The organism is Streptomyces yongxingensis, assembly GCF_055597465.1.
In genome coordinates this window covers 6,054,268-6,076,377 of record NZ_CM145717.1, presented here as the reverse complement: position 1 = coordinate 6,076,377, position 22,110 = coordinate 6,054,268, and the positions used below count along the sequence as shown (strand labels likewise).

General features: G+C 71.9%; 20 protein-coding genes. 9 read left to right on the top strand and 11 right to left on the bottom strand.

Annotation, left to right across the window (positions count from 1 at the left end; all coding sequences use genetic code 11):
- Positions 1–31: 31 nt before the first annotated feature.
- A complete protein-coding gene (locus ACZ6TD_RS26255) occupies positions 32–1,162 on the bottom strand; it encodes an alpha/beta hydrolase (RefSeq protein WP_471342087.1) in 1,131 nt (376 codons plus the stop codon).
- A gap of 169 nt (positions 1,163–1,331) precedes the next feature.
- On the opposite strand from ACZ6TD_RS26255, the gene ACZ6TD_RS26250 reads away from it, so the two are divergent.
- The 6 genes from ACZ6TD_RS26250 (at position 1,332) to ACZ6TD_RS26225 (ending at position 6,274) form a co-directional block, all read left to right on the top strand.
- On the top strand, positions 1,332–3,164 hold the full coding sequence (locus ACZ6TD_RS26250; RefSeq protein WP_471342086.1) for a phosphatidylglycerol lysyltransferase domain-containing protein: 1,833 nt from the start codon (positions 1,332–1,334) through the stop codon (positions 3,162–3,164).
- 35 nt (positions 3,165–3,199) lie between these two features.
- Positions 3,200–4,078, top strand: a complete 879-nt coding sequence (gene folP / locus ACZ6TD_RS26245; protein WP_471342085.1) for a dihydropteroate synthase — start codon at positions 3,200–3,202, stop codon at positions 4,076–4,078.
- On the top strand, positions 4,075–4,560 hold the full coding sequence (locus tag ACZ6TD_RS26240; protein ID WP_121824446.1) for a nuclear transport factor 2 family protein: 486 nt from the start codon (positions 4,075–4,077) through the stop codon (positions 4,558–4,560). Before folP ends, ACZ6TD_RS26240 begins: the two co-directional genes overlap by 4 nt.
- Before the next feature lie 195 nt (positions 4,561–4,755).
- Complete coding sequence (gene folB, locus ACZ6TD_RS26235; RefSeq protein WP_471342083.1) at positions 4,756–5,124, top strand: dihydroneopterin aldolase; 369 nt, start codon at positions 4,756–4,758, stop codon at positions 5,122–5,124.
- Positions 5,121–5,714, top strand: coding sequence for a 2-amino-4-hydroxy-6-hydroxymethyldihydropteridine diphosphokinase (folK, locus tag ACZ6TD_RS26230; protein ID WP_471342082.1), 594 nt, complete (start codon positions 5,121–5,123; stop codon positions 5,712–5,714). The genes folB and folK overlap by 4 nt, the downstream gene beginning before the upstream one ends.
- 62 nt (positions 5,715–5,776) lie before the next feature.
- The gene (locus ACZ6TD_RS26225; RefSeq protein WP_210946350.1) at positions 5,777–6,274 is read left to right on the top strand and encodes a DUF3180 domain-containing protein; all 498 of its coding nucleotides are present in this window, start codon (positions 5,777–5,779) and stop codon (positions 6,272–6,274) included.
- 57 nt (positions 6,275–6,331) lie between these two features.
- Here the strand turns inward: ACZ6TD_RS26225 and folE are convergent, their stop codons facing one another.
- From folE to dacB, 6 genes are all read right to left on the bottom strand, one after another.
- Entirely contained in the window at positions 6,332–6,937 is a 606-nt protein-coding gene (folE, locus tag ACZ6TD_RS26220; protein ID WP_037964707.1) for a GTP cyclohydrolase I FolE, read from the bottom strand.
- A gap of 129 nt (positions 6,938–7,066) precedes the next feature.
- Complete coding sequence (ftsH, locus tag ACZ6TD_RS26215; protein ID WP_471342080.1) at positions 7,067–9,109, bottom strand: ATP-dependent zinc metalloprotease FtsH; 2,043 nt, start codon at positions 9,107–9,109, stop codon at positions 7,067–7,069.
- Positions 9,110–9,364: 255 nt separating this feature from the next.
- A complete protein-coding gene (gene hpt, locus ACZ6TD_RS26210) occupies positions 9,365–9,904 on the bottom strand; it encodes a hypoxanthine phosphoribosyltransferase (RefSeq protein ID WP_471358034.1) in 540 nt (179 codons plus the stop codon).
- 61 nt (positions 9,905–9,965) lie between these two features.
- On the bottom strand, positions 9,966–11,075 hold the full coding sequence (gene tilS / locus ACZ6TD_RS26205) for a tRNA lysidine(34) synthetase TilS (RefSeq protein WP_471342079.1): 1,110 nt from the start codon (positions 11,073–11,075) through the stop codon (positions 9,966–9,968).
- Positions 11,076–11,285: 210 nt separating this feature from the next.
- The gene (locus ACZ6TD_RS26200; RefSeq protein WP_471342078.1) at positions 11,286–12,425 is read right to left on the bottom strand and encodes a zinc-dependent metalloprotease; all 1,140 of its coding nucleotides are present in this window, start codon (positions 12,423–12,425) and stop codon (positions 11,286–11,288) included.
- Between the two features lie 87 nt (positions 12,426–12,512).
- Positions 12,513–14,105, bottom strand: a complete 1,593-nt coding sequence (gene dacB, locus ACZ6TD_RS26195; RefSeq protein WP_471342077.1) for a D-alanyl-D-alanine carboxypeptidase/D-alanyl-D-alanine endopeptidase — start codon at positions 14,103–14,105, stop codon at positions 12,513–12,515.
- An 86-nt stretch (positions 14,106–14,191) separates the two neighbouring features.
- Here dacB and ACZ6TD_RS26190 point away from each other — a divergent pair, with 86 nt between their 5' ends.
- Entirely contained in the window at positions 14,192–14,683 is a 492-nt protein-coding gene (locus tag ACZ6TD_RS26190) for an inorganic diphosphatase (RefSeq protein WP_014061662.1), read from the top strand.
- Positions 14,684–14,824: 141 nt separating this feature from the next.
- On the opposite strand, the gene ACZ6TD_RS26185 is transcribed toward ACZ6TD_RS26190, so the two are convergent.
- The 3 genes from ACZ6TD_RS26185 to ACZ6TD_RS26175 all read right to left on the bottom strand — a co-directional run bounded on the left by ACZ6TD_RS26185 (position 14,825) and on the right by ACZ6TD_RS26175 (position 18,474).
- On the bottom strand, positions 14,825–16,528 hold the full coding sequence (locus tag ACZ6TD_RS26185) for a threonine/serine exporter family protein (RefSeq protein WP_471342076.1): 1,704 nt from the start codon (positions 16,526–16,528) through the stop codon (positions 14,825–14,827).
- A 200-nt stretch (positions 16,529–16,728) separates the two neighbouring features.
- On the bottom strand, positions 16,729–17,436 hold the full coding sequence (locus ACZ6TD_RS26180; RefSeq protein WP_471342075.1) for a DedA family protein: 708 nt from the start codon (positions 17,434–17,436) through the stop codon (positions 16,729–16,731).
- Between the two features lie 258 nt (positions 17,437–17,694).
- The gene (locus ACZ6TD_RS26175) at positions 17,695–18,474 is read right to left on the bottom strand and encodes a MerR family transcriptional regulator (RefSeq protein ID WP_471342074.1); all 780 of its coding nucleotides are present in this window, start codon (positions 18,472–18,474) and stop codon (positions 17,695–17,697) included.
- Positions 18,475–18,598: 124 nt separating this feature from the next.
- Here ACZ6TD_RS26175 and leuE point away from each other — a divergent pair, with 124 nt between their 5' ends.
- Both leuE and ACZ6TD_RS26165 read left to right on the top strand, forming a co-directional pair.
- Positions 18,599–19,312 carry a leucine efflux protein LeuE gene (gene leuE / locus ACZ6TD_RS26170; protein WP_471342073.1) on the top strand — a complete coding sequence of 238 codons (714 nt, stop codon included), beginning with the start codon at positions 18,599–18,601 and terminating at the stop codon, positions 19,310–19,312.
- 84 nt (positions 19,313–19,396) lie between these two features.
- On the top strand, positions 19,397–20,809 hold the full coding sequence (locus tag ACZ6TD_RS26165) for a glutamate decarboxylase (RefSeq protein ID WP_471342072.1): 1,413 nt from the start codon (positions 19,397–19,399) through the stop codon (positions 20,807–20,809).
- A 63-nt stretch (positions 20,810–20,872) separates the two neighbouring features.
- On the opposite strand, the gene ACZ6TD_RS26160 is transcribed toward ACZ6TD_RS26165, so the two are convergent.
- Entirely contained in the window at positions 20,873–21,319 is a 447-nt protein-coding gene (locus tag ACZ6TD_RS26160) for a hypothetical protein (protein WP_471342070.1), read from the bottom strand.
- Positions 21,320–22,110 lie beyond the last annotated feature (791 nt).

Here is a 22,110-nt window from a genome sequence, read left to right as displayed (position 1 = left end):
CCGACGGGGGCCCGGGGAGGCCCCGGCTGGGTCAGCGGTCGGCGAGACGGCCGCCGAGCCACTCCAGGGCGGCGGGGACCTCCCGCTTCCAGGTGTTGAAGTTGTGGCCGCCGGTGCTCAGGATGATCGACGAGATCCGGGTCGGCTCCCCGCGCCGGTTGAGCCGCTGCACCTTGTTCACGAAGCGCACGGTGTCCTTGTAGTTCCGCTCACCGTGCTCGCTGCTGGACACCAGCAGCGAGACCGGCGGCGCCGGCTTGTGGTCCAGCCGCCACATCAGGTCGTTCTCCCGCTCCAGCCGCTTGCTGCCACCGAAGAGATCGCCCGTGGTCGCGTCGATCGGGGCCTTGTACGACGGGGAGAGCCCGGCCGCGGCGGAGAAGGCGTCCGGGTGGCGCATCGCCATCTTCAGGGCGCAGTAGCCGCCGGTGGAATTTCCGATGACGCCCCAGTTACGGGCCCGCTTGCCCACGCGGTAGTGGTCGGCCACCGCCTTGGGCAGGTCCTTGGTGAAGAACGTCTCGGTCCGCGGCCCGCCGGGCACGTCCACGCACTCGGTGTCGCGCGGCGGCGTGACCGTCGGCCGCATCATCACCAGGACGAGGGGCTGCATCCTCCCCGCCTTGACCAGCCTGTGCGAGTGCTGTGGATATTTCAGGCCATTGATGAGCGCCTCGGTGGTGCCCGGGTACCCGGTCAGCACCAGCGCGGCGGGGAAGGTCCGCCGGGCGTACTCGGGCCGGAAGTACTCCGGCGGCAGATAGATGTACGCGGGGCTCGCGATCCCGGAGACCGGCCCCTGGACGTTCACCTTGTCGATGCGCCCGGCGACCCTGGGCGAGGAGCCGCCGTCCATGGCCAGGTGGCGGGTGTCGGTGACCCGCACCCGGGTGCCCGGGGTGTCGTGGTCCACTACGACACCCGGCTCGTCCTGCGTACCGAAGAGGTCGGACCAGGATCCGTAGAATCCGAAGGACTGATTGGCGAACAGTCCGAACGCCATGAACACGGTCAGCTGCGTGCCCAGTAGCATGCCGACCCGGCCGAGCACGGGAGCCACGCCGCGCCCGGCCAGCCGGGGCCACAGCCATATCGTGGCCGCGAACAGCAGCAACGCCGCGACGGCTGCCGCGATCACGATGTTGTTGCTCGTGAGACCCATCACTATCTTTCTGCCGGGCGGCCGGCCCCCCCGTGCCGCCGGGGGAACCTCCCAGCCGTGGCTGGGGAGTGAACCCCGCTCCTTCAAACGCCGTCTTACTGGGCGCAAATCGTGCGGATGCCGCGCAACAGAACCGAAGATCCTCTTGACCGAAGCGACGGGAATACAGATGTCTGACAGTCAAGATGCCGAAACATCCGGGAAGGTTCCCACCCGGATACGGCGCCTGCCACGCGGCCCCAGGCCAGAGGCGGTGCCCACCGCCGTCGGCACCGCGTGCACGCTGATCGGGCTGATGGACATCGTCTTCCCCCGGCTGCGGCACAGCAGGGTGCACGCGCTGGCCGAGCTGCTGCCGGGCGCCGTGAGCTCCCTGGCGGCCGCCGCCTCGATCGTGGTCGGTCTGCTGCTGCTGATGCTGGCCCACGGCCTCAAACGGCGTAAGCGGCGGGCCTGGGTCGCGGCCGTGGGGCTGCTGCCGGTCGGCGCCGCCGCACAGCTGCTCTACCGGCACTCGGTCATCGGCATGGTCCTCTCCCTCGTGCTGATGGGGGTGCTGATCCGCTACCGCGCCGAGTTCGCCGCGCTGCCGGACCCCCGAAGCCGCTGGATGGCGCTGGCCAACTTCGTGGGTATGGGCGCGGTCAGCGTCGGCCTGGGACTGCTCATCGTCCGTTCGCACCCGGACGCCATTCAGGGGCGCCCGTCGCTCGGCGAGCAGCTCGAGCACGTCCTGTGGGGCCTGTTCGGCTTCGAGGGGCCGGTCGACTACCGCCATGGCGCGGACTACACCGTCGGCTACTCCCTCGGCGCGCTGGGCCTGCTGACCGTGGCCACCACCGCCTATCTCGCCTTCCGCCCCGAGCACCCCGCCGCCCGCCTCACCGCCGAGGACGAGGAGCGGCTGCGGGACCTGCTCGCCGCCCACGGGCGCCGCGACTCGCTCGGCCACTTCGCGCTCCGCCGCGACAAGGCCGTGGTCTTCTCCCCCAGCGGCAAGGCCGCGGTCTGCTACCGCGTGGTCTCCGGGGTGATGCTGGCCAGCGGCGACCCGGTCGGCGACGTGGAGGCGTGGCCCGGTGCGATCGCCCGCTTCATGGAGGAGGCGCGGGCCCACTCCTGGACCCCGGCGGTGATGGGCTGCAGCGAGACCGGCGGCGAGGTGTGGACCCGCGAGACCGGCCTGGACGCGCTGGAGCTCGGCGACGAGGCCATCGTCGATGTGGCGGACTTCACCCTCTCCGGGCGCGCCATGCGCAATGTGCGCCAGATGGTCAAGCGGATCGAGCGGGCCGGCTACCAGACCCGGGTGCGGCGCGCCGGCGAGCTGAGCCCCGAGGAGCTGGCGACCATCCGGCGCGCCGCCGCCGACTGGCGGGGCACCGACACCGAGCGCGGCTTCTCGATGGCGCTGGGCCGGATCGGCGACCCGGCGGACGGGGACGCGGTCATCGCCACCGCCCACAAGGCCGCCGACGAGGGCGCCGAGGAGGGCCCGTACGGGGACCTCAAGGCCGTGCTGCACTTCGTGCCGTGGGGCCGGGACGGGATGTCGCTGGAGCTGATGCGGCGCGACCGGAGCGCCGACCCGGGCATGAACGAGCTGCTGATCGTGGCCGCGCTGCGGGCCGCCCCCGAGCTGGGCGTGGAGCGGGTGTCGCTGAACTTCGCGATGTTCCGCTCGGCGCTGGCGCGCGGCGAGAAGCTGGGCGCGGGCCCGGTGCTGCGCGGCTGGCGGGCGCTGCTGGTGTTCCTCTCCCGCTGGTTCCAGATCGAGTCGCTGTACAAGTTCAACGCGAAGTTCCAGCCGCGCTGGGAGCCGCGCTTCGTGGTCTTCCGCAACACCCGCGACCTGCCCCGGATCGGCCTGGCCGCGATGCAGGCCGAGGGGTTCGTCTCGCTCGCCCTGCCCCGGCTGCTGCGCCGCGGCCGCCACCCCGAGCGCAGGCCCTGCGCCCATCGGCACCTGAGCGAGGGCCGGGAGCTCCAGCAGGCGGCCTGATCCAGAAGGCACCCCCCTACGCCTAGGCTGGGCACATGAGCACGTTGCATGGGCGGGGCCGGGTGGCCGGACTGCCGGAGTGGGACCGGTGCGCGGTGATGGGCGTGGTGAACGTCACGCCCGATTCCTTCTCCGACGGCGGGAAGTGGTTCGACACCGATCTGGCCGTCAAGCACGGTCTCGATCTGGTCGCCGCCGGGGCCGACCTGGTGGACGTCGGCGGCGAGTCGACCCGGCCGGGCGCGGCGCGCGTCGACGAGGCCGAGGAGCTGCGCCGGGTGATCCCCGTGGTCCGGGAGCTGGCCGCAGCCGGGGCCGTGATCAGCGTGGACACCATGCGGGCCGCGGTGGCCGAGCGGGCCCTGGCGGCCGGTGCCCGGCTGGTCAACGACGTCAGCGGCGGCGGCGCCGACCCCGCGATGGTGCCCATGGTGGCCGCGGCGGGGGTGCCGTTCGTGGTCATGCACTGGCGCGGCCAGTCGATCGACATGAACAACCGAGCGGTGTACGCGGACGTGGTCGGCGAGGTCGTCGCCGAGCTGCGCGCCGGCCTGGAGCGGGCGGTCGCGGGCGGTATCGACCCGGAGCGGATCGTGGTCGACCCGGGTCTGGGCTTCGCCAAGGACGCCGGGCACGACCTGGCGCTGGTGGCCCATCTGTCCGCGCTGCGGGAGCTGGGCCGGCCGCTGCTGGTGGCGGCCTCCCGCAAGCGGTTCCTGGGGCGCGTCCTGGCGGGCGAGGGGGGCAGCCCGCCGCCCGCCCGGGAGCGGGACGCCGCCACGGCGGCGGTCTCCGCGCTCGCGGCGCGCGAGGGCGCCTGGGCCGTCCGGGTGCACGAGGTACGGGCCAGCGCGGACGCGGTGCGCGTGGCGCGGGCCATCGAAGCGGCCGAGACCACGGCGGGAGCGCTGTGACTTCCCTTACGGACAACGAGCGTGTGGCGCTGGTGAACACCGCGCTGTACGACGCCATGGAGCAGGGCGACCACGCCACGCTGCAGCGGCTCTGGCTGGACTCCCCCGACACCGAGGTGTCCTGTGTCCACCCGGGCTGGCCGGTGCTGCGCGGCCGGGGCGAGGTGCTCCGCTCCTACGCGCTGATCATGGCCAATACGGACTACATCCAGTTCTTCCTGACGGATGTCGAGGTGTCGGTGATGGCCGACACCGCCATGGTGACCTGCACCGAGAACATCCTCAGCGGCGCCCCGGCGGAGGAGGAGGGCCAGCTCGGCCCGCTGGTGGGCCAGCTGGTCGTGGCCACGAACGTGTTCCGCCGGACGGAGGACGGCTGGAAGGTCTGGGCGCACCACGGCTCACCGGTGCTCGCGGAGAGTGACGACGACGAGCCGGGCGGCCCCGAAGGCCCCGCCGACGACGGACTGCTGCCGGGCTGAGGTTCACCCCGTTCGAGCCCCGCGAGGTGGGGGTAGGAGGCTGTGGCGCGGAGCGTCGGCAGCGAGCGCCGCCCACCCCATGGGCGAATGCCGCCGGGGCTCGCAGGTAGATTCGAGGCAGGTACCCCCGCATACGGCAGGGGACGGGTGGTGCGTTCCGGCTGGGACGTGCCCGCGTACCGACGACCAGCAGGAGTGGTTCAGGTGGATCGTGTCGCGCTGCGCGGCCTGAGGGCTCGCGGGCACCACGGTGTGCTGCCCCATGAGCGCGAGGAGGGCCAGGACTTCGTCGTGGACCTCGTGCTCGGCCTGGACACTCGGCCCGCCGCGAAGGACGACGACCTCGGCAAGACCGTCCACTACGGCGTGGTGGCGGAGGAGGTCGTGGACGTGGTACGGGGTGAGCCGGTCGATCTGATCGAGACGCTGGCCGAACGGATCGCGGACCGGTGCCTCGAGCACGACGTGGTGCGGGAGGTCGAGGTCGTGGTGCACAAGCCGCAGGCCCCGATCACCGTGCCCTTTGACGACGTGACCATCACCATCACCCGGAGCCGAGTATGAGCAGCAGCGACCCGACCGTGCAGCCCGTTCCCACCTCCGTGGTGGAGCAGGTGGACGCCGCCGATGTGACGTTGAGCAACCCCAAACGGGCGGTGATCTCGCTCGGCAGCAACCTGGGCAACCGCCTGGAGACCCTCCAGGGCGCGATCGACGCGCTGGAGGACACCCCGGGCCTGCGGGTCAAGGCCGTGTCGCCGGTGTACGAGACGGATCCGTGGGGCGTGGAGCCCGGCACCCAGGCCACGTACTTCAACGCGGTGGTGCTGATCAAGACGACGCTGCCGCCGTCCTCGCTGCTGGAGCGCGGCCACGCGATCGAGGAGGCGTTCGAGCGGGTGCGGGACGAGCGCTGGGGCCCGCGCACCATCGACGTGGACATCGTGGCGTACCAGGACGTGGTCTCCGACGACCCGCGGCTGACCCTGCCGCATCCGCGCGCCCATGAGCGCGCCTTCGTCCTGGTGCCGTGGAACGACGTGGATCCGCAGGCCGAGGTACCCGGGCGCGGGACGGTCGCGGGGCTGCTGGCGGCGATGGGCCGGCACGGGGTCCGGGTCCGCGCCGATCTGGAACTGCGACTGCCCGAGTAGACGTTGATCCGGATAGGTTCCGGGAGACGCTGGCACGTACTGGATTGAGGGGCGACCGCTCGGTGAAGCAACTTCGGATCGGGGTGCTGGTCGGGCTGTTCGCCGTGGCCGGTGTGGTGTCGTGGGCGGGGGCCCGGCTGTGGGACACCTTCGGGTCGTTGCCGAGCGTCCCGGTGGCCGCGCCGATCGTGCTGGCCCTGATCGCGGTGGTGCTGGCCGCCACCGCGCTGTCGTTGCGGTCCCGGCTGCGCGCCCAGCGGGAGCGGCAGCCCGACGCCAAGGGCGTGGACCCGATGGTGGCCGCCCGTGCGGTGGTCTTCGGGCAGGCCAGCGCGCTGGTGGCGGCGCTGGTCGCGGGGATGTACGGCGGGGTGGGCGTCTTCCTGGCCATGGAGCAGCTCGATGTGCCCGCCCGCCGCGATCAGGCGTTCTACGCCGGGGGCTCGGTCCTGGCGGGTGCCGGGGTGGTGGCGGCCGCGTTCTTCCTGGAGCGGGTGCTCAAGCTCCCCGAGGACGACGACAACGACGGCAACGGCCCGAGCGCGGCGGCCCGCGCCTGAGGCGCACCGGGGGCCCGTCGTACGCCGCCGTGGGGTGTGCGGAGCCCGGAGAGCCGCTCAGCGGGCCATGATGAGGCTCATCGCCTCCGCCCGGGTGGCCGGGTCGCGCAGCTGGCCGCGGACGGCCGAGGTGAGGGTCTTGGCGCCGGGCTTGCGCACCCCGCGCATGGTCATGCACATGTGCTCGCACTCGACCACCACGATCACCCCGCGCGGCTCCAGTATCCGCATCAGCGATTCGGCGATCTGGGTGGTCAGCCGCTCCTGGACCTGGGGGCGGCGGGCGTAGACATCGACCAGCCGGGCCAGCTTGGACAGCCCGGTGATCTTGCCGTCGTGGGACGGGATGTAGCCCACATGGGCCACGCCCACGAAGGGCACCAGGTGGTGCTCGCAGGAGGACATCACCTCGATGTCCTTGACCAGCACCATCTCATCGTGGCCCAGGTCGAAGGTGGTGGTCAGGACGTCCTCGGGCTCCTGGCGCAGCCCCGCGAAGATCTCCTTGTACGCACGGGCCACCCGGCCCGGCGTCTCCCGCAGCCCCTCCCGGTCGGGGTCCTCACCGACGGCGATCAGCAGCTCGCGGATCGCGTTCTCGGCGCGCTTCTCGTCGAACACGCCAATGGGGCTCTCGCCGTCCAGCGTCACCGGGTCGGTCATGGAGCTGCCTCGTTCCTCACATACACGCACACGAACGCGAAAATGCCGCGTCCACCAGGCTAGAACCTGATGGACGCGGCATTCATTCCGGGGCCACCGGGAGCGGATCCCCGCCCCCGGTGGCGGGGATCAGTTCTCCGAGCCGGAGCCCGAGCCCTCAGGACGCTCGGCGCTGTCCTCCGGGGCGGTGCTCTTGGTCAGCGAGGCCGCCGAGGTGGGCTGGGCGCCGTTGGCCGGGGCCAGCTCCTTGGGGGAGAGCACCGGCGGACGGGTGGAGGGCGTACGCCGCGAGGAGCCGGTCCACGCCGGGCGGGCCGGGCGCTTGACGACCGGGGCGAAGATCTCGGCGATCTCCTCCTTGTTCAGCGTCTCCTTCTCCAGCAGCGCCAGCACCAGGTTGTCCAGGACGTCCCGGTTCTCGACGAGGATCTCCCACGCCTCGTTGTGCGCGGCCTCGATGAGCTTCTTGACCTCCTCGTCCACCAGCGCGGCGACCTCTTCCGAGTAGTCGCGCTGGTGAGCCATCTCACGGCCCAGGAACGGCTCGGAGTTGTCGGAGCCGAACTTGATCGCGCCGAGCCGCTCGGTCATGCCGTACTGCGTGACCATGGCGCGGGCCGTCGCGGTCGCCTTCTCGATGTCGTTCGAGGCGCCCGTGGTCGGGTCGTGGAAGACCAGCTCCTCGGCCGCCCGGCCGCCCATCATGTAGGCGAGCTGGTCCAGCATCTCGTTGCGCGTGGTCGAGTACTTGTCCTCGTCGGGCAGGACCATGGTGTAGCCCAGGGCCCGGCCTCTGGAGAGGATCGTGACCTTGTGCACCGGATCGCTGTTGGGAGAGGCCGCCGCGACCAGGGCGTGACCGCCCTCGTGGTACGCGGTGATCTTCTTCTCCTTGTCGCTCATGATCCGGGTCCGCTTCTGCGGACCGGCCACGACTCGGTCGATCGCCTCGTCCAGGAAGTGGTTGTCGATCAGCTTCTTGTCGCTGCGGGCCGTCAGCAGGGCGGCCTCGTTCAGCACGTTCGACAGATCGGCACCGGTGAAGCCGGGGGTGCGGCGGGCGACGGCCGACAGGTCGACGTCCGGGGCGACTGGCTTGCCCTTCTGGTGGACCTTGAGGATCTCCAGCCGGCCCTGCATGTCCGGGCGGTCGACGGCGATCTGCCGGTCGAAGCGCCCCGGGCGCAGCAGCGCCGGGTCGAGGATGTCGGGCCGGTTGGTGGCGGCGATCAGGATGACCCCGCCCTTCACATCGAAGCCGTCCATCTCGACGAGCAGCTGGTTCAGCGTCTGCTCGCGCTCGTCATGGCCGCCGCCCATACCCGCGCCACGGTGCCGGCCGACGGCGTCGATCTCGTCGACGAAGACGATGGCCGGGGCGTTGGCCTTGGCCTGCTCGAACAGGTCGCGGACCCGGGAGGCACCCACACCCACGAACATCTCGACGAAGTCGGAGCCGGAGATCGAATAGAAGGGGACACCCGCCTCGCCCGCGACGGCGCGCGCGAGCAGCGTCTTACCCGTACCGGGCGGGCCGTAGAGCAGCACACCCTTGGGGATCTTGGCGCCCACGGCCTGGAACTTCGCCGGCTCCTGCAGGAACTCCTTGATCTCCTGGAGCTCCTCGACCGCCTCGTCGGCCCCCGCCACATCGGTGAAGGTCGTCTTCGGCGTGTCCTTGGTGATCAGCTTGGCCTTCGACTTGCCGAAGTTCATCACTCGGGAGCCGCCGCCCTGCATCTGATTCATCAGGAACAGGAAGACCACGACGATCAGCACGAACGGGAGCAGTGAGAGCAGAATCCCGACGAAGGGGTTCTGCTTCGACGTCGAGACGTTGTACCCGTCGGGGATCCCATTGGGCTTCTGAGCGTTGGCCTGCAGAGTCTTGGCCAGATCGACGCCCTGGTCACCGATGTAGGTGGCCTGGAGCTTGTTGCTGCCCGAGATCTTGGCGACGTTGTCCTTGAGCTCGATCTTTACCTTGTGCTCGTCGCCGGTCGTCAGTTCGGCGGACTGGACCTGGTTCTGGTTGATCGCCTTGACGACCTGACTGGTGTCCACCGACTTGTAGCCGCCGGACGAGCCGACGACCTGCATCAACACGACCACGGCGAGGACGGCCAGCACGATCCACATGACCGGCCCACGGAAGTAGCGCTTCACGTCCATCCATACGGGGCGAAGCCGCCCCGTCCCTCCTGCCACAGTGAGGCACGGCAGCCCTGGAGGGGCGCCTGTGCGTGCGGTGTATTGCGGTGTATTTGCGGTGTATGAGCTGTGTAATCCTCAGTCTCGAAAAAGACTGACCTTCGGACGGTACCCCAGCATTGTCACCCGACGCCGCCGTGGACTGTTAACGAAACCGCCTTCCCCTGCTCCAACGGCGGAAAACCCCGCCAGGTTCCCAGGGGGCGGCGGCGCCCGTCAGCCGCCGTAGACGTGAGGGGCCAGGGTGCCGACGAACCGAAGGTTCCGGTACTTCTCGGCGTAGTCCAGGCCATAGCCGACGACGAACTCATTGGGGATGTCGAAGCCGACCCACTTCACCTCGATGGCGACCTTGGCCGCCTCCGGCTTGCGCAGCAGGGTGCAGACGTTCAGCGAGGCCGGCTCGCGCGAGCCCAGGTTCGACAGCAGCCACGACAGCGTCAGTCCGGAGTCGATGATGTCCTCGACGATCAGGACGTGTTTGCCCTTGATGTCGGTGTCCAAGTCCTTCAGGATACGCACCACGCCGGAGGACTGGGTGCCCGCGCCGTAGGACGACACGGCCATCCAGTCCATGGTGACGGGCGTGGAGAGGGCACGCGCCAGATCCGCCATCACCATGACCGCGCCCTTGAGCACGCCGACGATCAGCAGATCCTTGCCCGCGTACTCCTCGTCGATGGCGGCGGCCAGCTCGGCCAGCTTCGCGTCGATCTCTTGCTCGGTGATGAGGACCGACTTCAGGTCGGTGCCCATGTCCTTGTCGTCCACCCGCGCCACTCTCGTTCGACTTACCGGCTCATCTGGCTCGGGCGGATCAGCCCTGCCGGATGACCAGTCTGCCACCCTCCCGGCGGACCTCGACGCGCCCGGGGAGGTTGATGGCCCGCTGCCCCCGCCAGCCGGTGATCAGCCGGTCCACCTCTTCGATGTGGCGGGCGAAGAGCGAACCGGCGGGCGCGCCCGCGGCGATGGCGGCCCGGCGCAGCACCCGGCGGCGGACGGCGGTGGGCAGTCCGTGCAGGCCGACGGTGTCGAGGTGCACGGCCTGCGCGCCACCGGCCGCCGCCGGTGCGGTGGTCATCACATCGGCCTCGGCGCGGGCGGCCCAGGCGTCGAGGGCGTCGGCGTCGTCGCGGGAGAGCTGGGCGGTGCGGGCGAGCGCCTCGACGACGCCCTTGCCCAGCGCCTTCTCCAGGATGGGCAGTGCCTCGTGGCGGACCCGGGAGCGGGTGTAGGAGGGGTCCACGTTGTGCGGGTCGTCCCAGACGGGCAGCGACTGGGCCAGGCACGCCTCGCGGACGGTGTGCCGGTCCAGTTGGAGGAAGGGGCGGCGGTAGCGGCCGCCGGTGCCGGAGACCCAGGCCATGCCGGACAGCGAGCGGGTGCCGGAGCCGCGGGCGAGGCCCAGCAGAACCGTCTCGGCCTGGTCGTCACGGGTGTGGCCGAGCAGCACGGCGGCGGCGCCGTGGCGCTCGGCGGCGGCGTCCAGCGCGGCGTACCGGGCGTCCCGCGCGGCGGCCTCGGGACCGCCGCCCCGGCCGACGGACACGGCGATCGCCTCGACCGGCGCCAGGCCCAGGGCCCGCATCCGGTCGGCGACCTCGGCGGCGCGGGCGTCGGACTCCTGCTGGAGACCGTGGTCGACGGTGACCCCGCCGGCGCGCAGCCCGGCCCGCGGGGCCTCGAAGGCGAGGGCGGAGGCGAGCGCCATGGAGTCGGCGCCGCCCGAGCAGGCGGCGAGCACGAGCGGTGCGTCGTCCCGCGGGGCGGAGGCGCGGGAGCAGGGGGCCGAAGCCGCCGAGGAGGAGGGGGGAGCGGAGGGCGACGAGGCGGCCGGGGGCGCGGCCGAGTGGGCGACGAGGATGTCGTGGAGGACGCGGCGGACCGCGAGGCGTATCGCGGCGACCGCTGGATGGGGACCCATGTCCGTTTCCCATCTGTCATTCGAGGGGGTGCCTCGGGGGGTACGAGGAGTACGAGCGGTACGAGCCTTTCGTCACGCTGCGTATGTCGATGGTGACAGAAGCGAGCTGTTCCCCGAGCATCGCACGCCTACCCGTCGCCAACGGTCCCTCGGACGAGTGATTAAAGGGGGCGTTCGTCCGTTTTCGCGTGTGCCGGGAGTGTGCCGGTTCTAGGACTCCGCCTTGCGGTGCACCCGCGCGACCCACTCGGCGGGTTTGCTGATCTCCGCCTTGGTCGGAAGGGTGTTGGGCGAGGTCCAGACCCGGTTGAAGCCGTCCATGCCGACCTGGTTCACCACGGCCCGCACGAACCGCTCCCCGTCACGGTACTGCCGCAGCTTGGCGTCGAGCCCCAGCAGCTTGCGCAGCGCCTGGTCGAGCCGGCCCGCGCCGCTCGCCCGGCGCTTCTGGAACTTCTCCCTGATCTCCGCGACGGACGGCACGACTTCCGGCCCCACCCCGTCCATGACGTAGTCGGCGTGCCCCTCCAGCAGCGACATCACCGCGGTCAGCCGGGCCAGGATCTCCCGCTGGGCCGGGGTCTGGACGAGCTCGATGATGCTGGGCGCGCCGCGCCCGTCCTCCTCGTCCCCCTCGTCGGCGGGACGGCCGCCGCCCAGCGACTGGACGGCCTCGCGGACCCGCTCCAGCAGGGTGGCCGGGTCCACGTCGGTCTCGCCGAGGAACGCCTGGATCTCGGACTCGATGTGGTCGCGCAGCCAGGGCACGGCGGTGAACTGGGTGCGGTGGGTCTCCTCGTGCAGCGCGACCCACAGCCGGAAATCGTGCGGGGCCACGTCGAGTTCACGCTCGACGTGGACGATGTTGGGCGCCACCAGCAGCAGCCGGCCGCCGCCCGGGGAGCCCGGCAGGTCGCGGGTCGAGGGCGCGAAGGTCTCGTACTGGCCGAGCACCCGGGAGGCCAGGAAGGACAGCAGCATCCCCAGCTCGACCCCGGTCACCTTGCCGCCGACCGTGCCCAGCACCGCCCCGCCGGGCAGTCCGCCGCGCCGGTCCTGCATCTTGCCCAGCAGCGGTTTGAGGATCTGCCGGAAGCCCGCCACGTTCGCCCTGATCCAGCCCGCGCGGTCCACGACGAGGACGGGGGTGTCGGAGGCCGGGCCGCCGGAGACGGCCATCCGGGTGAAGGCGCGGACGTGCTCCTCCGAGGACTTGGCGTGCCGGCGCAGCTCCGCGACGACCGCGCGTGCCTCCTCGCGGCTCACCTCGGGCCCGGGGCGCACCAGCCGGGTCGCGGTCGCGACCGCGAGATTCCAGTCGACCATCTCCACACCACCGATGCTCGTCATGGCTTCACGGTACGTGGCCCGCGCCCCATCCGGGAGGACACCGGGGTCCGCACAGGCGGCCGCCCCGCATCCGGGCCGCCCCTCCGCTCAGCGGCAGCCGCAGTTGGCGAGGGCCGAGGCCATCCGGTCCAGGGCGCGCTGGGCGCCGGTGGCATCGGTGGTGCCGTTCGTCAGATACGCGAAGACCAGCAGCCGGCCGTCCGCGTCCACGACCGAGCCCGCGAGGCTGTTGACCCCGGTGAGGGTGCCGGTCTTGGCGCGGACCACGCCCCGGCCGACCGAGTCCTGGGCGTAGCGGGTGCGCAGGGTGCCGGTGAAACCGGCCACCGGCAGCCCGGTGAGCAGCGACCGCAGTTCGGGGTGGTCGCGGTCGGCGGCGCGCACCAGCACCTGGGCGAGCAGCCCGGCGGAGACGTGGTCGGCGCGGTCGAGCCCACTGCCGTCCGCGATCCGCGCACCGCCCAGCGGCAGCTCGAGCTTCCGCAGCCGCTGGGTCACGGCCTTCGCCCCGCCCTCGAAGCTGGCGGGCTCGCCCGCGGCGAGGGCGGTCTGCCGGGCCAGCGCCTCCGCGATGTCGTTGTCGCTGGTGGTCAGCATCCGCTCGACGAGCGAGGACAGCGGCTGGGAGCGGACGGAGGCCACCGTACGGGCGCCCTTGGCGGCCTCGCGGGCCCGGGGCTCGTCCTTCACCTCGACGCCGCGGTCGCGCAGCATCGCGGCGAAGGTGCCGGCCGCGTCGGCGGCCGGGTCCTCGGCGCGCGGGGCCGGGCCGTGGTCGCTGTCGTCCTTACGGCCCTCATCGGCCATCAGGGGGACGACGGGCGAGAGGTTCTCGTTGGGGCCGATGGTGTGGAGCTTCGGCCCGGAGTAGAGCGAGGTGTCGTAGCCGAGCCGGTAGGGGCCCGCGCCGCGCTTCTTCAGGGCGCGGGCGGTGTCATCGGCCAACTGGCGGAGCGCGGCGGGGTGGTCGTTCCCCTTGACGGCCCGCGCGGTGAGCGTGGGGTCGCCGCCGCCGACCAGCACGATGTCGTGCCCCGCGCCCGCCACGACGCTGGTCCTGATGCGGTGGTCAGGACCGAGGGCGGAGAGGGCCGCGGCACCGGTCGCGAGCTTGATCGTCGAGGCGGGGACGATGGCCGTGCCCGCCTTCGCGCCGAACACCTGCTGACCGGTGGTCACGTCCATCACCGCCACCGAGCGCTCACCGCCCAACGCGGAGTCCTCCAGCAGCGGTTCGAGCGTGTCGGCGAGCCCCGCCCCGGTGGGCGGCGGCACGGCGTCGCCGCCGCTGTCCGGCGACCGGGGCGCGGGCTGCGCGCCGAGTGCCGCCAGGACGGGCGGGGCGCTGGGCGCGGGCCGCCCCGGGCCGCCGTGCCGCTCGCCCGGGACGCCGTCCTCGGTGGCGCGGGCGCGTTCGGCCGTCCGCTGACCGCCGTCCCAGGGCCCGGCCACCAGCACCGACACCACGGCGACGACCAGGCCGGTCGCGGCGGAGACCGCCACGAGCTGCCATGTCCGCTGCTGCTCGCGGGGCGTACTACGCCATTCGCGCCGGACCCGGGCGCGCACGCGGTTCCACTCGCGCAGCCCGCGCCCGCGCATCCGGTCCACCTCGCGTCGCCCACGGCTCAGCCGGTGGCTCAGCCACTCCCTGACCTGCCACGATCGGGCTTCAGGCACGACCGACCAGCCCCTTTCGCCACCACACACCTGCGTGGGGGACACTTAATCACCAGACGTATGTGTTGATCATGGAGGAGCCACCCGTGGAGTTCGACGTCACCATCGAGATCCCGAAGGGTTCGCGGAACAAGTACGAGGTGGACCACGAGACGGGTCGCATCCGCCTTGACCGGCGACTCTTCACGTCGACCAGCTACCCCGCGGACTACGGCTTCGTCGAGAACACGCTCGGCGAGGACGGTGATCCGCTGGACGCACTGGTCATTCTCGACGAGCCGACGTTCCCCGGCTGCCTGATCAAGTGCCGCGCCATCGGCATGTTCAGGATGACCGACGAGGCGGGCGGCGATGACAAGCTGCTTTGCGTACCGGCCTCGGACCCCCGCGTGGAGCACCTGCGTGATATTCACCACGTTTCAGAGTTCGACCGCCTGGAAATCCAGCACTTCTTCGAGGTCTACAAGGACCTGGAGCCGGGGAAGTCGGTCGAGGGGGCCAACTGGGTGGGCCGCGCCGAGGCCGAGGCCGAGGTGGAGGCGTCCATCAAGCGTCTCGAGGCCGCCGGCGGCCACTGAGTCCTGATCACGCCGGGAGGGCGGGGCACCGTGCGGGTGCCCCGCCCTCCCGCGTTTCCGGGTCCGGGCGGCGGCGGTCCCGGGGCCCGGGACGGCGACGGCCGCCCCGGGCGTGCCCGGCACGGCCCGGCCCGGCCCCGGTCAGAAGCCCCGCGTGCGCTTGGCGGCGCGGCGGCCCGAGGGGTCGGCGTCCGCGCCGGGGATCTTCAGGAAGAGGCGCGCGGCCTCGCCTCCCAGGTTCACCCCTATGGCGATCGCCAGGGCCAGCGCCGCCGCCTGGGTGAGGTGCGGAATGCCGCGGTCCAGGTTGCCCTGGGCCAGCGCGAGCAGCCCGAAGTAGGTCGCGCTACCGGGCAGCAGGGGCCCTATCGCCGCCGTGACGTACGGCAGCGCCGAGGCGAATCGATACCGCGAGAGCAACTGGCCGAAGAGGCCGACCAGCCCGGCGGCCACGGTCGTGGCGGCCACCGGCGGGACGTTGGCGGTGTCGGCCAGCGCGCCGTAGACCACCCAGGCGACCCCGCCGTTGAGCGTGGCGAACAGCACGGTGTGACGTTCCTGCTGGAGCAGGATGCAGAAGGTCAGCGCGAGCAGCATCGCCGCCAGGATCTGGATGTACGGCCGCTCCACATGGCGCAGCGCCGCCTCCGGGTTGAGCTTGGCGTCGAGCTGGAGACCCCCGTAGAGCACCGTGAGCACCCCGCAGACGATGCCGACGATCAGATAGCCGACCTCCAGCAGGCGCGCCGCCGCGGTGATGTAGTAGCCGGTCAGCCCGTCCTGGACGCCCGCGACCAGCGCCCGCCCCGGAATCAGCGCGAACAGCCCACCGGTGATCACGGCGGACGCCTGGAGTCCGGAGTTGGCGAGGCTGAGCGCCACCCCGATCGCGGCGGGCGGCATCGCCGCGGCCACGAACTGGTAGAACTCCGGAAGCCCGCGCCCGGAGGCCAGCCACGCCAGCCGGTCGCCGAGCATCGCGCCGAGGGCCGCCGCGAAGAAGACCGGCCAGTCACCGCCGACCAGCATGCTCGCCGCGCCGGCCAGCCCGCCGCCGGCCACGGTGAGCGCCCAGCCGGGGTAGGGGTGGCGGTTACGGCGTATCTCGGCGAGCCGCCGGTACGCCTCCTCCAGCGTGAAGTCGTCCCGCGAGGTGATGTCGTCCACGAGCCGGAAGACCGCGGACAGCCGGGTGTAGTCGGTGCCCCGGCGCCGTACGGTCCGGCTGGCCGTGACCGGGTCGTCGACCAGCGAGGGCTGGTAGCTGACCGACAGCAGGGTGAAGGTGACGGTCGGCTCGCAGCGGTCGAGCCCGTACGCGTGCGCCACGCCGAGCATCGCCGCCTCGACGTCCTCGGCCCCCTCGCCGCCCGCGAGCAGCAGCTCGGCGATGCGGAGCGTGAGGTCGAGCACACGCGGCACGGCCGGGCCCGTCTCGTCCTGCCGCTCGACGCGCTCGGGCGTCGGGCGGTCGCTGATCGGCATGCGCAGCATCGTGCGCATCCGGTCCTGCCAGGGGGCGTCCTTGGTCAGCCGGACGATGGGCACGCCGTTCGGCGGGGTGATGGCGGGGAAGCCGCCGGTGGTCTGGTTCGAGGGGGTCTTCACCCCGGGGGGCGGCACGAACGCCGAGCCCTCGGGCTCGGTGGGGGCCTCCGCCGTCAGTCCGTCGGGGACGGCGAACTCCGACGTCGGGTGCTCGTCCTCGGGCGGCGGCGGCAGGGGTATGCCCAGGGGCGGGGTGAAGGCGCTGTGCGCCTCGTCGGACAGCGGCTTCTGCTGCTCCCCCGTGTCCGTCTCCGCCGCGCTCACGGCACGCGGCGTCTGCTGACGGTCCGGCCTCACGTGTCCTCGCTCCTCACCAGCCCTCCCCGTACGGTTCCCAGCGGCCAAGGATGCAACATCGCCGGCCACCGGAGCCCATTGTGCGGGGCGGTGGCCGCCGAAGGGGAGGTGGGGGCGGTGTGTAACGGGTGTGAAGCCTGGTGAGGGGAGGAGAAGGAGAGGCGGGGATCACGAAGGGCGACCGACGCCCGCCCCGCCGCTCAGCGCTTGGCGTGGCGCCCGCGCGGCCCCTGGGAGGGGGGACCCGCGGCCGGTCCCTGCGGCGCCGGCTGCGCGGCGGCCTCCTTCTTCGCCTTGCCGCGGGCCCGGAGGTACTCGATCACGATCGGGATGACCGACAGCAGCACGATCGCGATCAGGATCAGCTCGATGTGCTGATGCACGAAGTCGATCTTGCCGAGCGCCGAGCCGAGCAGGGTGACGCCGGTGCCCCACAGCACACCGCCGATGATGTTGAAGATGATGAACGAGCGGTAGTTCATCCGGCTCACGCCCGCGATGATCGGCGTGAACGTCCGCACGATGGGCACGAAGCGGGCGAGGATCAGCGACTTCGGCCCGTGCTTCTCGAAGAACTCATGCGCCTTCTCCACGTTCTCCTGTTTGAAGAGCTTGGAGTCGGGGCGCCGGAACAGCGACGGCCCCACCTTCCGGCCGAAGAGATATCCGGCCTGGTCACCGAGGATCGCGGCGACCGCCACGGCCACGCACACCAACCAAAGATCCTGCTTGATCACATCGGTGGTCACCAGCAGGCCGGTGGTGAACAGCAGCGAGTCGCCCGGCAGGAAGAAGCCGATGAGCAGGCCGGACTCCGCGAAAACGATGGCCAGTACGCCGAGCAGACCGAAGGTCTCGATCAGATAGTCCGGGTCCAGCCACTGAGGGCCGAGCGCGAGGGTGTTCACGGGTGAGGCTCCTGGGTCGAGGAATGCAGGCTCGTGCGAGGCCCGGCCGCAGGGTTGGGGCGGACTGAGTGTTCTTCGCAGTGTGCCGCCCAAAGCTATCAACGCCGTGTGCGTGCCCTTGGTTCCCACCGCGAAGGAGGCCCGCCCTCGGTTGCCCCGCCCAGGGATGCCCCTACGGGGTGCCCGGCAGGTCTTTCCCCTCCCCGCCCCTTCCCCCGGCATCGATATGCGGCTCCGCCGCGTGGCCCGCCGCAGGCGTCATGATCCGTCGGACGCCCCCTGGCCGTGCCGCTCCGCGTTCGCGAGGATCGCGTCCCGGAAGTAGCCGGCCAGCCCCGGCCCGACCTTGTCGAAGTTCTCCGTGAAGCGGTGGTCCGAGACATACATCCGGCCCAGGCAGGTGTGCATCTCATGGCCGCACTCGTAGTGGTTGCGGCTGATCCACTGCCGGTGCTCCTCGGCGAGGTCCATCGCCGCCTCGGACTCCGGCGGGGTGCCCGCGCCCATCAGCGCGACGAAGCGGTTGTTGATGTCGTCCCCCTCCTCCAGGATCCGCTTCCAGTCCTCCTTGGTGTACGAGGCCGCCCTGCGCTGGGACTCCCGGTACGCCTCGGTGTTCCCCCAGCGCTGCTCGACCTCCTCCTGGTACTGGTCCGGGTCGACGTCCCCGAAGACCTCGAACTTCTCCTCGGGGGTCAGATTGATGCCCATCTTCCGCGCCTCCATGGCTCGTTCGACGGCGGCGGCCATCTTCCGCAGCCGCTCGATCCGGTCGGACAGCAGCCGGTGCTGACGCCGCAGGTGGGCCTGCGGATCGATGTCCGGGTCGTCGAGCAGCACCGCCACCTCCTCGAGCGGAAAGCCGAGCTCCCGGTAGAACAGGATCCGCTGCAGCCGGTCGAGGTCGGCGTCGTCGTAACGCCGGTGCCCGGCCGCGCTGCGGGCGCCGGGGCGCAGCAGCCCGATCTCGTCGTAGTGGTGCAGCGTGCGCACCGTGACGCCGGCGAAGCTCGCCACCTGTCCCACGGAATAGCTCATGGCCGAATCCGCTCTCCTTCTGTTCGGTACGGGCTCCACGGTGCTCCCTCACGTCGCGTGAGGTGCAAGTCCGGATGGCGAAACCGGCTGGGCGGCGCGGCGGACCGCTGTCATCCTGCCGATCGTGCTGGGGATAACCGATCTTTCGACGTATCTGGCCGGTCTGGCGCTGATCATCCTGCTACCGGGCCCCAATTCGCTGTATGTGGTGTCGGTCGCGGCCCGCCGCGGCCCCCGTACCGGCTATCGGGCGGCGGCCGGGGTGCTGTGCGGCGACGCCGTGCTGATGGCGCTGTCGGCGGGCGGGGTGGCCTCGCTGCTGCACGCCAGCCCGGTGCTCTTCGCGGTGGTCAAGTTCGCGGGCGCGGGCTATCTGACCTGGCTGGCGGTGGGCATGCTGCGCGGGGCGCGGGCCCTGTGGCGCCGCCGCCCGGGGACCACGGAGGCGGCCCGGAGCGCGGCGGAGGCGCGGGGCGCGGACGGGGCCGGGGCTGGGGCCGGGGCCGGGGACACGGCCATGGGGTCCGCGGAGGGCGAGCGCCCGTACCGCCGAGCGCTGGTCATCAGCCTGCTGAACCCCAAGGCGATCCTCTTCTTCATCTCCTTCTTCGTGCAGTTCGTGGATCCGGACTACGCCCATCCCGCGCTGTCCTTCGTGGCGCTGGGCGCCTGGGCGCAGTTGTTCAGCATCACCTATCTGTCGGTGCTGATCTTCAGCGGTACGTATCTGGCGGCCACCTTCCGGCGGCGCCGGCGGCTGCGGGCGGGGCTCTCGGCGGCCGCGGGCACGGCGTTCCTCGGCTTCGCGGCGAAGCTGTCGCTCAGCAGCGCGGGGTAGCCGCGACCCAGTAACGCGGGGCTGGACACGAGGGCGCGGCGCGGGATCGGGGTTTATCTCCGATATGCCCCTAATTTAACGAAGATGGCACTTCACAAAGGCACTCCCGGCCGACGCGCGCTCGACGAATGCCCCGTTTTCTCCGTCAATCCGCTCTACGGCGAGGCCAACCCGGTCAGCGGAATGACCGGCAGGCCCCCTCGCCACTGCCTCCCGGACGAGCCGATGGCGCCCACGACGGCGTATCAGTTCGTCCATGACGAGCTGATGCTGGACGGCAACGCCCGCCAGAATCTCGCCACGTTCGTCACCACGTGGATGGAGCCGCAGGCGGGCACGCTGATGTCCGACTGCCTCGCCAAGAACATGATCGACAAGGACGAGTACCCGCGCACCGCCGAACTGGAGCGGCGGTGCGTGACGATGCTCGGCCATCTGTGGCACGCCCCCCATCCGGACGCGGTCGTGGGCTGCTCCACCACGGGGTCGAGCGAGGCGTGCATGCTGGCCGGAATGGCCCTCAAGCGGCGCTGGGCCAAGCGGAACCTGGTGAGCTATCCGGCCACCGCCCGTCCCAATCTGGTCATGGGCACCAATGTCCAGGTGTGCTGGGAGAAGTTCTGCACCTTCTGGGAGGTGGAGGCGCGGCAGGTGCCCATGGAGGGAGACCGGTTCCACCTCGATCCCCAGGCCGCCGCCGAACTGTGCGACGAGAACACCATCGGGGTCGTCGCGGTCCTCGGCTCCACCTTCGACGGCTCCTATGAACCCGTCGCCGAGGTGTGCCGGGCGCTGGACGACCTCCAGGAGCGCACGGGCCTGGACGTCCCGGTGCATGTGGACGGCGCCTCGGGTGCGATGGTCGCACCGTTCCTCGATCCGGACCTGGTGTGGGACTTCCAGCTCCCGCGGGTCGCCTCCATCAACACCTCGGGCCACAAGTACGGCCTGGTCTACCCCGGGGTGGGGTGGGCGCTGTGGCGTTCGCCGGACGCGCTGCCCGAGGAGTTGGTCTTCCGCGTCGACTACCTCGGCGGCGACATGCCCACGTTCTCGCTCAACTTCTCCCGTCCCGGCTCCCAGGTGGCCGCCCAGTACTACACCTTCGTCCGGCTGGGCCGGGAGGGCTACCGCGCCGTCCAGCAGCAGACCCGCGATGTGGCGCGCTCGCTCGCCGAGCGGATCGAGGCGTTCGGGGACTTCACCATGCTCAGCCGCGGCGATCAGCTCCCGGTGTTCGCGTTCACCACGGCGGAGGGGGTCCGCGACTTCGACGTCTACGACATCTCCCGGCGGCTGCGCGAACGCGGCTGGCTGGTGCCCGCGTACGCCTTCCCGCCGAACCGGGAGGACCTGTCCGTACTGCGGGTGGTGTGCCGCAACGGCTTCTCGGAGGACCTCGCCGATCTCTTCCTGGACGACCTGGGCTCGCTGCTGCCGGAGCTCCGGTCACAGCCCGCGCCCACGGGGAAGGTCGTCAAGGCGTTCCACCACTGAGCCCGGTGTCTCCGGTCCCGGGGGCGATGGCGGTCAGCGCGACCCGGCCGGAGGCGATGGCGGTCAGCGCGTCCGGGCCGGGGCCCGGAGCAGCTCGGCCCGGCGCCGGACCGCCTCCAGCGCACCGGGTCTGCGGCCGGGCACCCGGCCCCGCAGCTCGATCAGCAGCGGGGCGAGGCCGCCGGCCCTGGCCCGGTCCTCCACGAACTGCCACTGGTGGTGCGCCCGGTCCACGGCTCCCTCGACCTCGGGGTGCTCGGCCGATTCTCCGTTGCCCAGCCGCGCGTCGGCCACCGCGAGCCACAGCTCGCAGGCGCGGGCGGGGTCCCCCGCGATACGGGAGAGATCGGCGCGGACCTCCAGCCAGTGGATCGCCTCGTCGGACCGGGGACCGGCCGTCCGGAGGGCCTCCTGCTCCCAGGCGGCCGCCATCGAGGCCGCCTCGCTGTGCCGCCCCGCGTTGGCCGCCTCGAATATCGCCGCGTGCGTCGAGGCGAGCGGATCGGCCACGGGCGCCCACCCGGGTGGCGGTGGCGCGGGGGCGTGCGTCGGCTGCGGCGGGCGCAGTGATGGGGGCGCCGGTCGGGGATCGGCGGGGCGGAACGATTCGGGAGGGCCCGGCGGCATGGGGGGCGGGGAGGCCGCCCCCGTCCCGGCCGACCCGGCCGGTCCGGCCTGCCCGCTCGGTCCGCTCGGTCCGGTTGCCCCGGTCGGTCCGGTCTGGTCGGCCGTCCGGGTCTGCCCGGTTGCGCCGCTCGGCCCGGTTGGCCGGATCTCTCCCGTCTGCCCAGCCGACATGGCCTGCCCGCTCGGTCCGGTAGCCCCGGTCCACCCGCCCTGCCCAGCCGATCCACCCTGCCCGGTCGAACCGGCCTGCCCGCTCGGTCCAGTCCGGTCGGCCGTTCCGGTCGGCGAGCCCGGTCCAGTCGCCCCGGTCGGCCCCGCCTGCCCAGTAGGTCCGGTCTGCCAGATTGCCCCGAGCGGTGCGCTCTGCCCTGCCTGCCCGGCCCATGGGGCGGCGTCCGGGGCCGGGTACGGCTCGCCCGGCCCGGCGCCGTCCAGGAGCAGTTCGGGGCCGGCGCCCAGCCCGGCCTCCAGGGCGGCGCGCTGGTGGAGCAGCGCGAGTGGTGGGCGTTCGACGGCGGCCCGCAGCAGTCCGGCGAACGCTCGGCTGTAGTCCGGCGTGGCCATCTGCCGCTTGGGCGGGGCGGGTGCCACCGTGCCGTAGAGGGTCAGCCCGGCCGCGAGGGCGGACGGGCCGGCGGTTCGCAGCGGTGGCCAGGCCGTCTCGTCGGCCACCA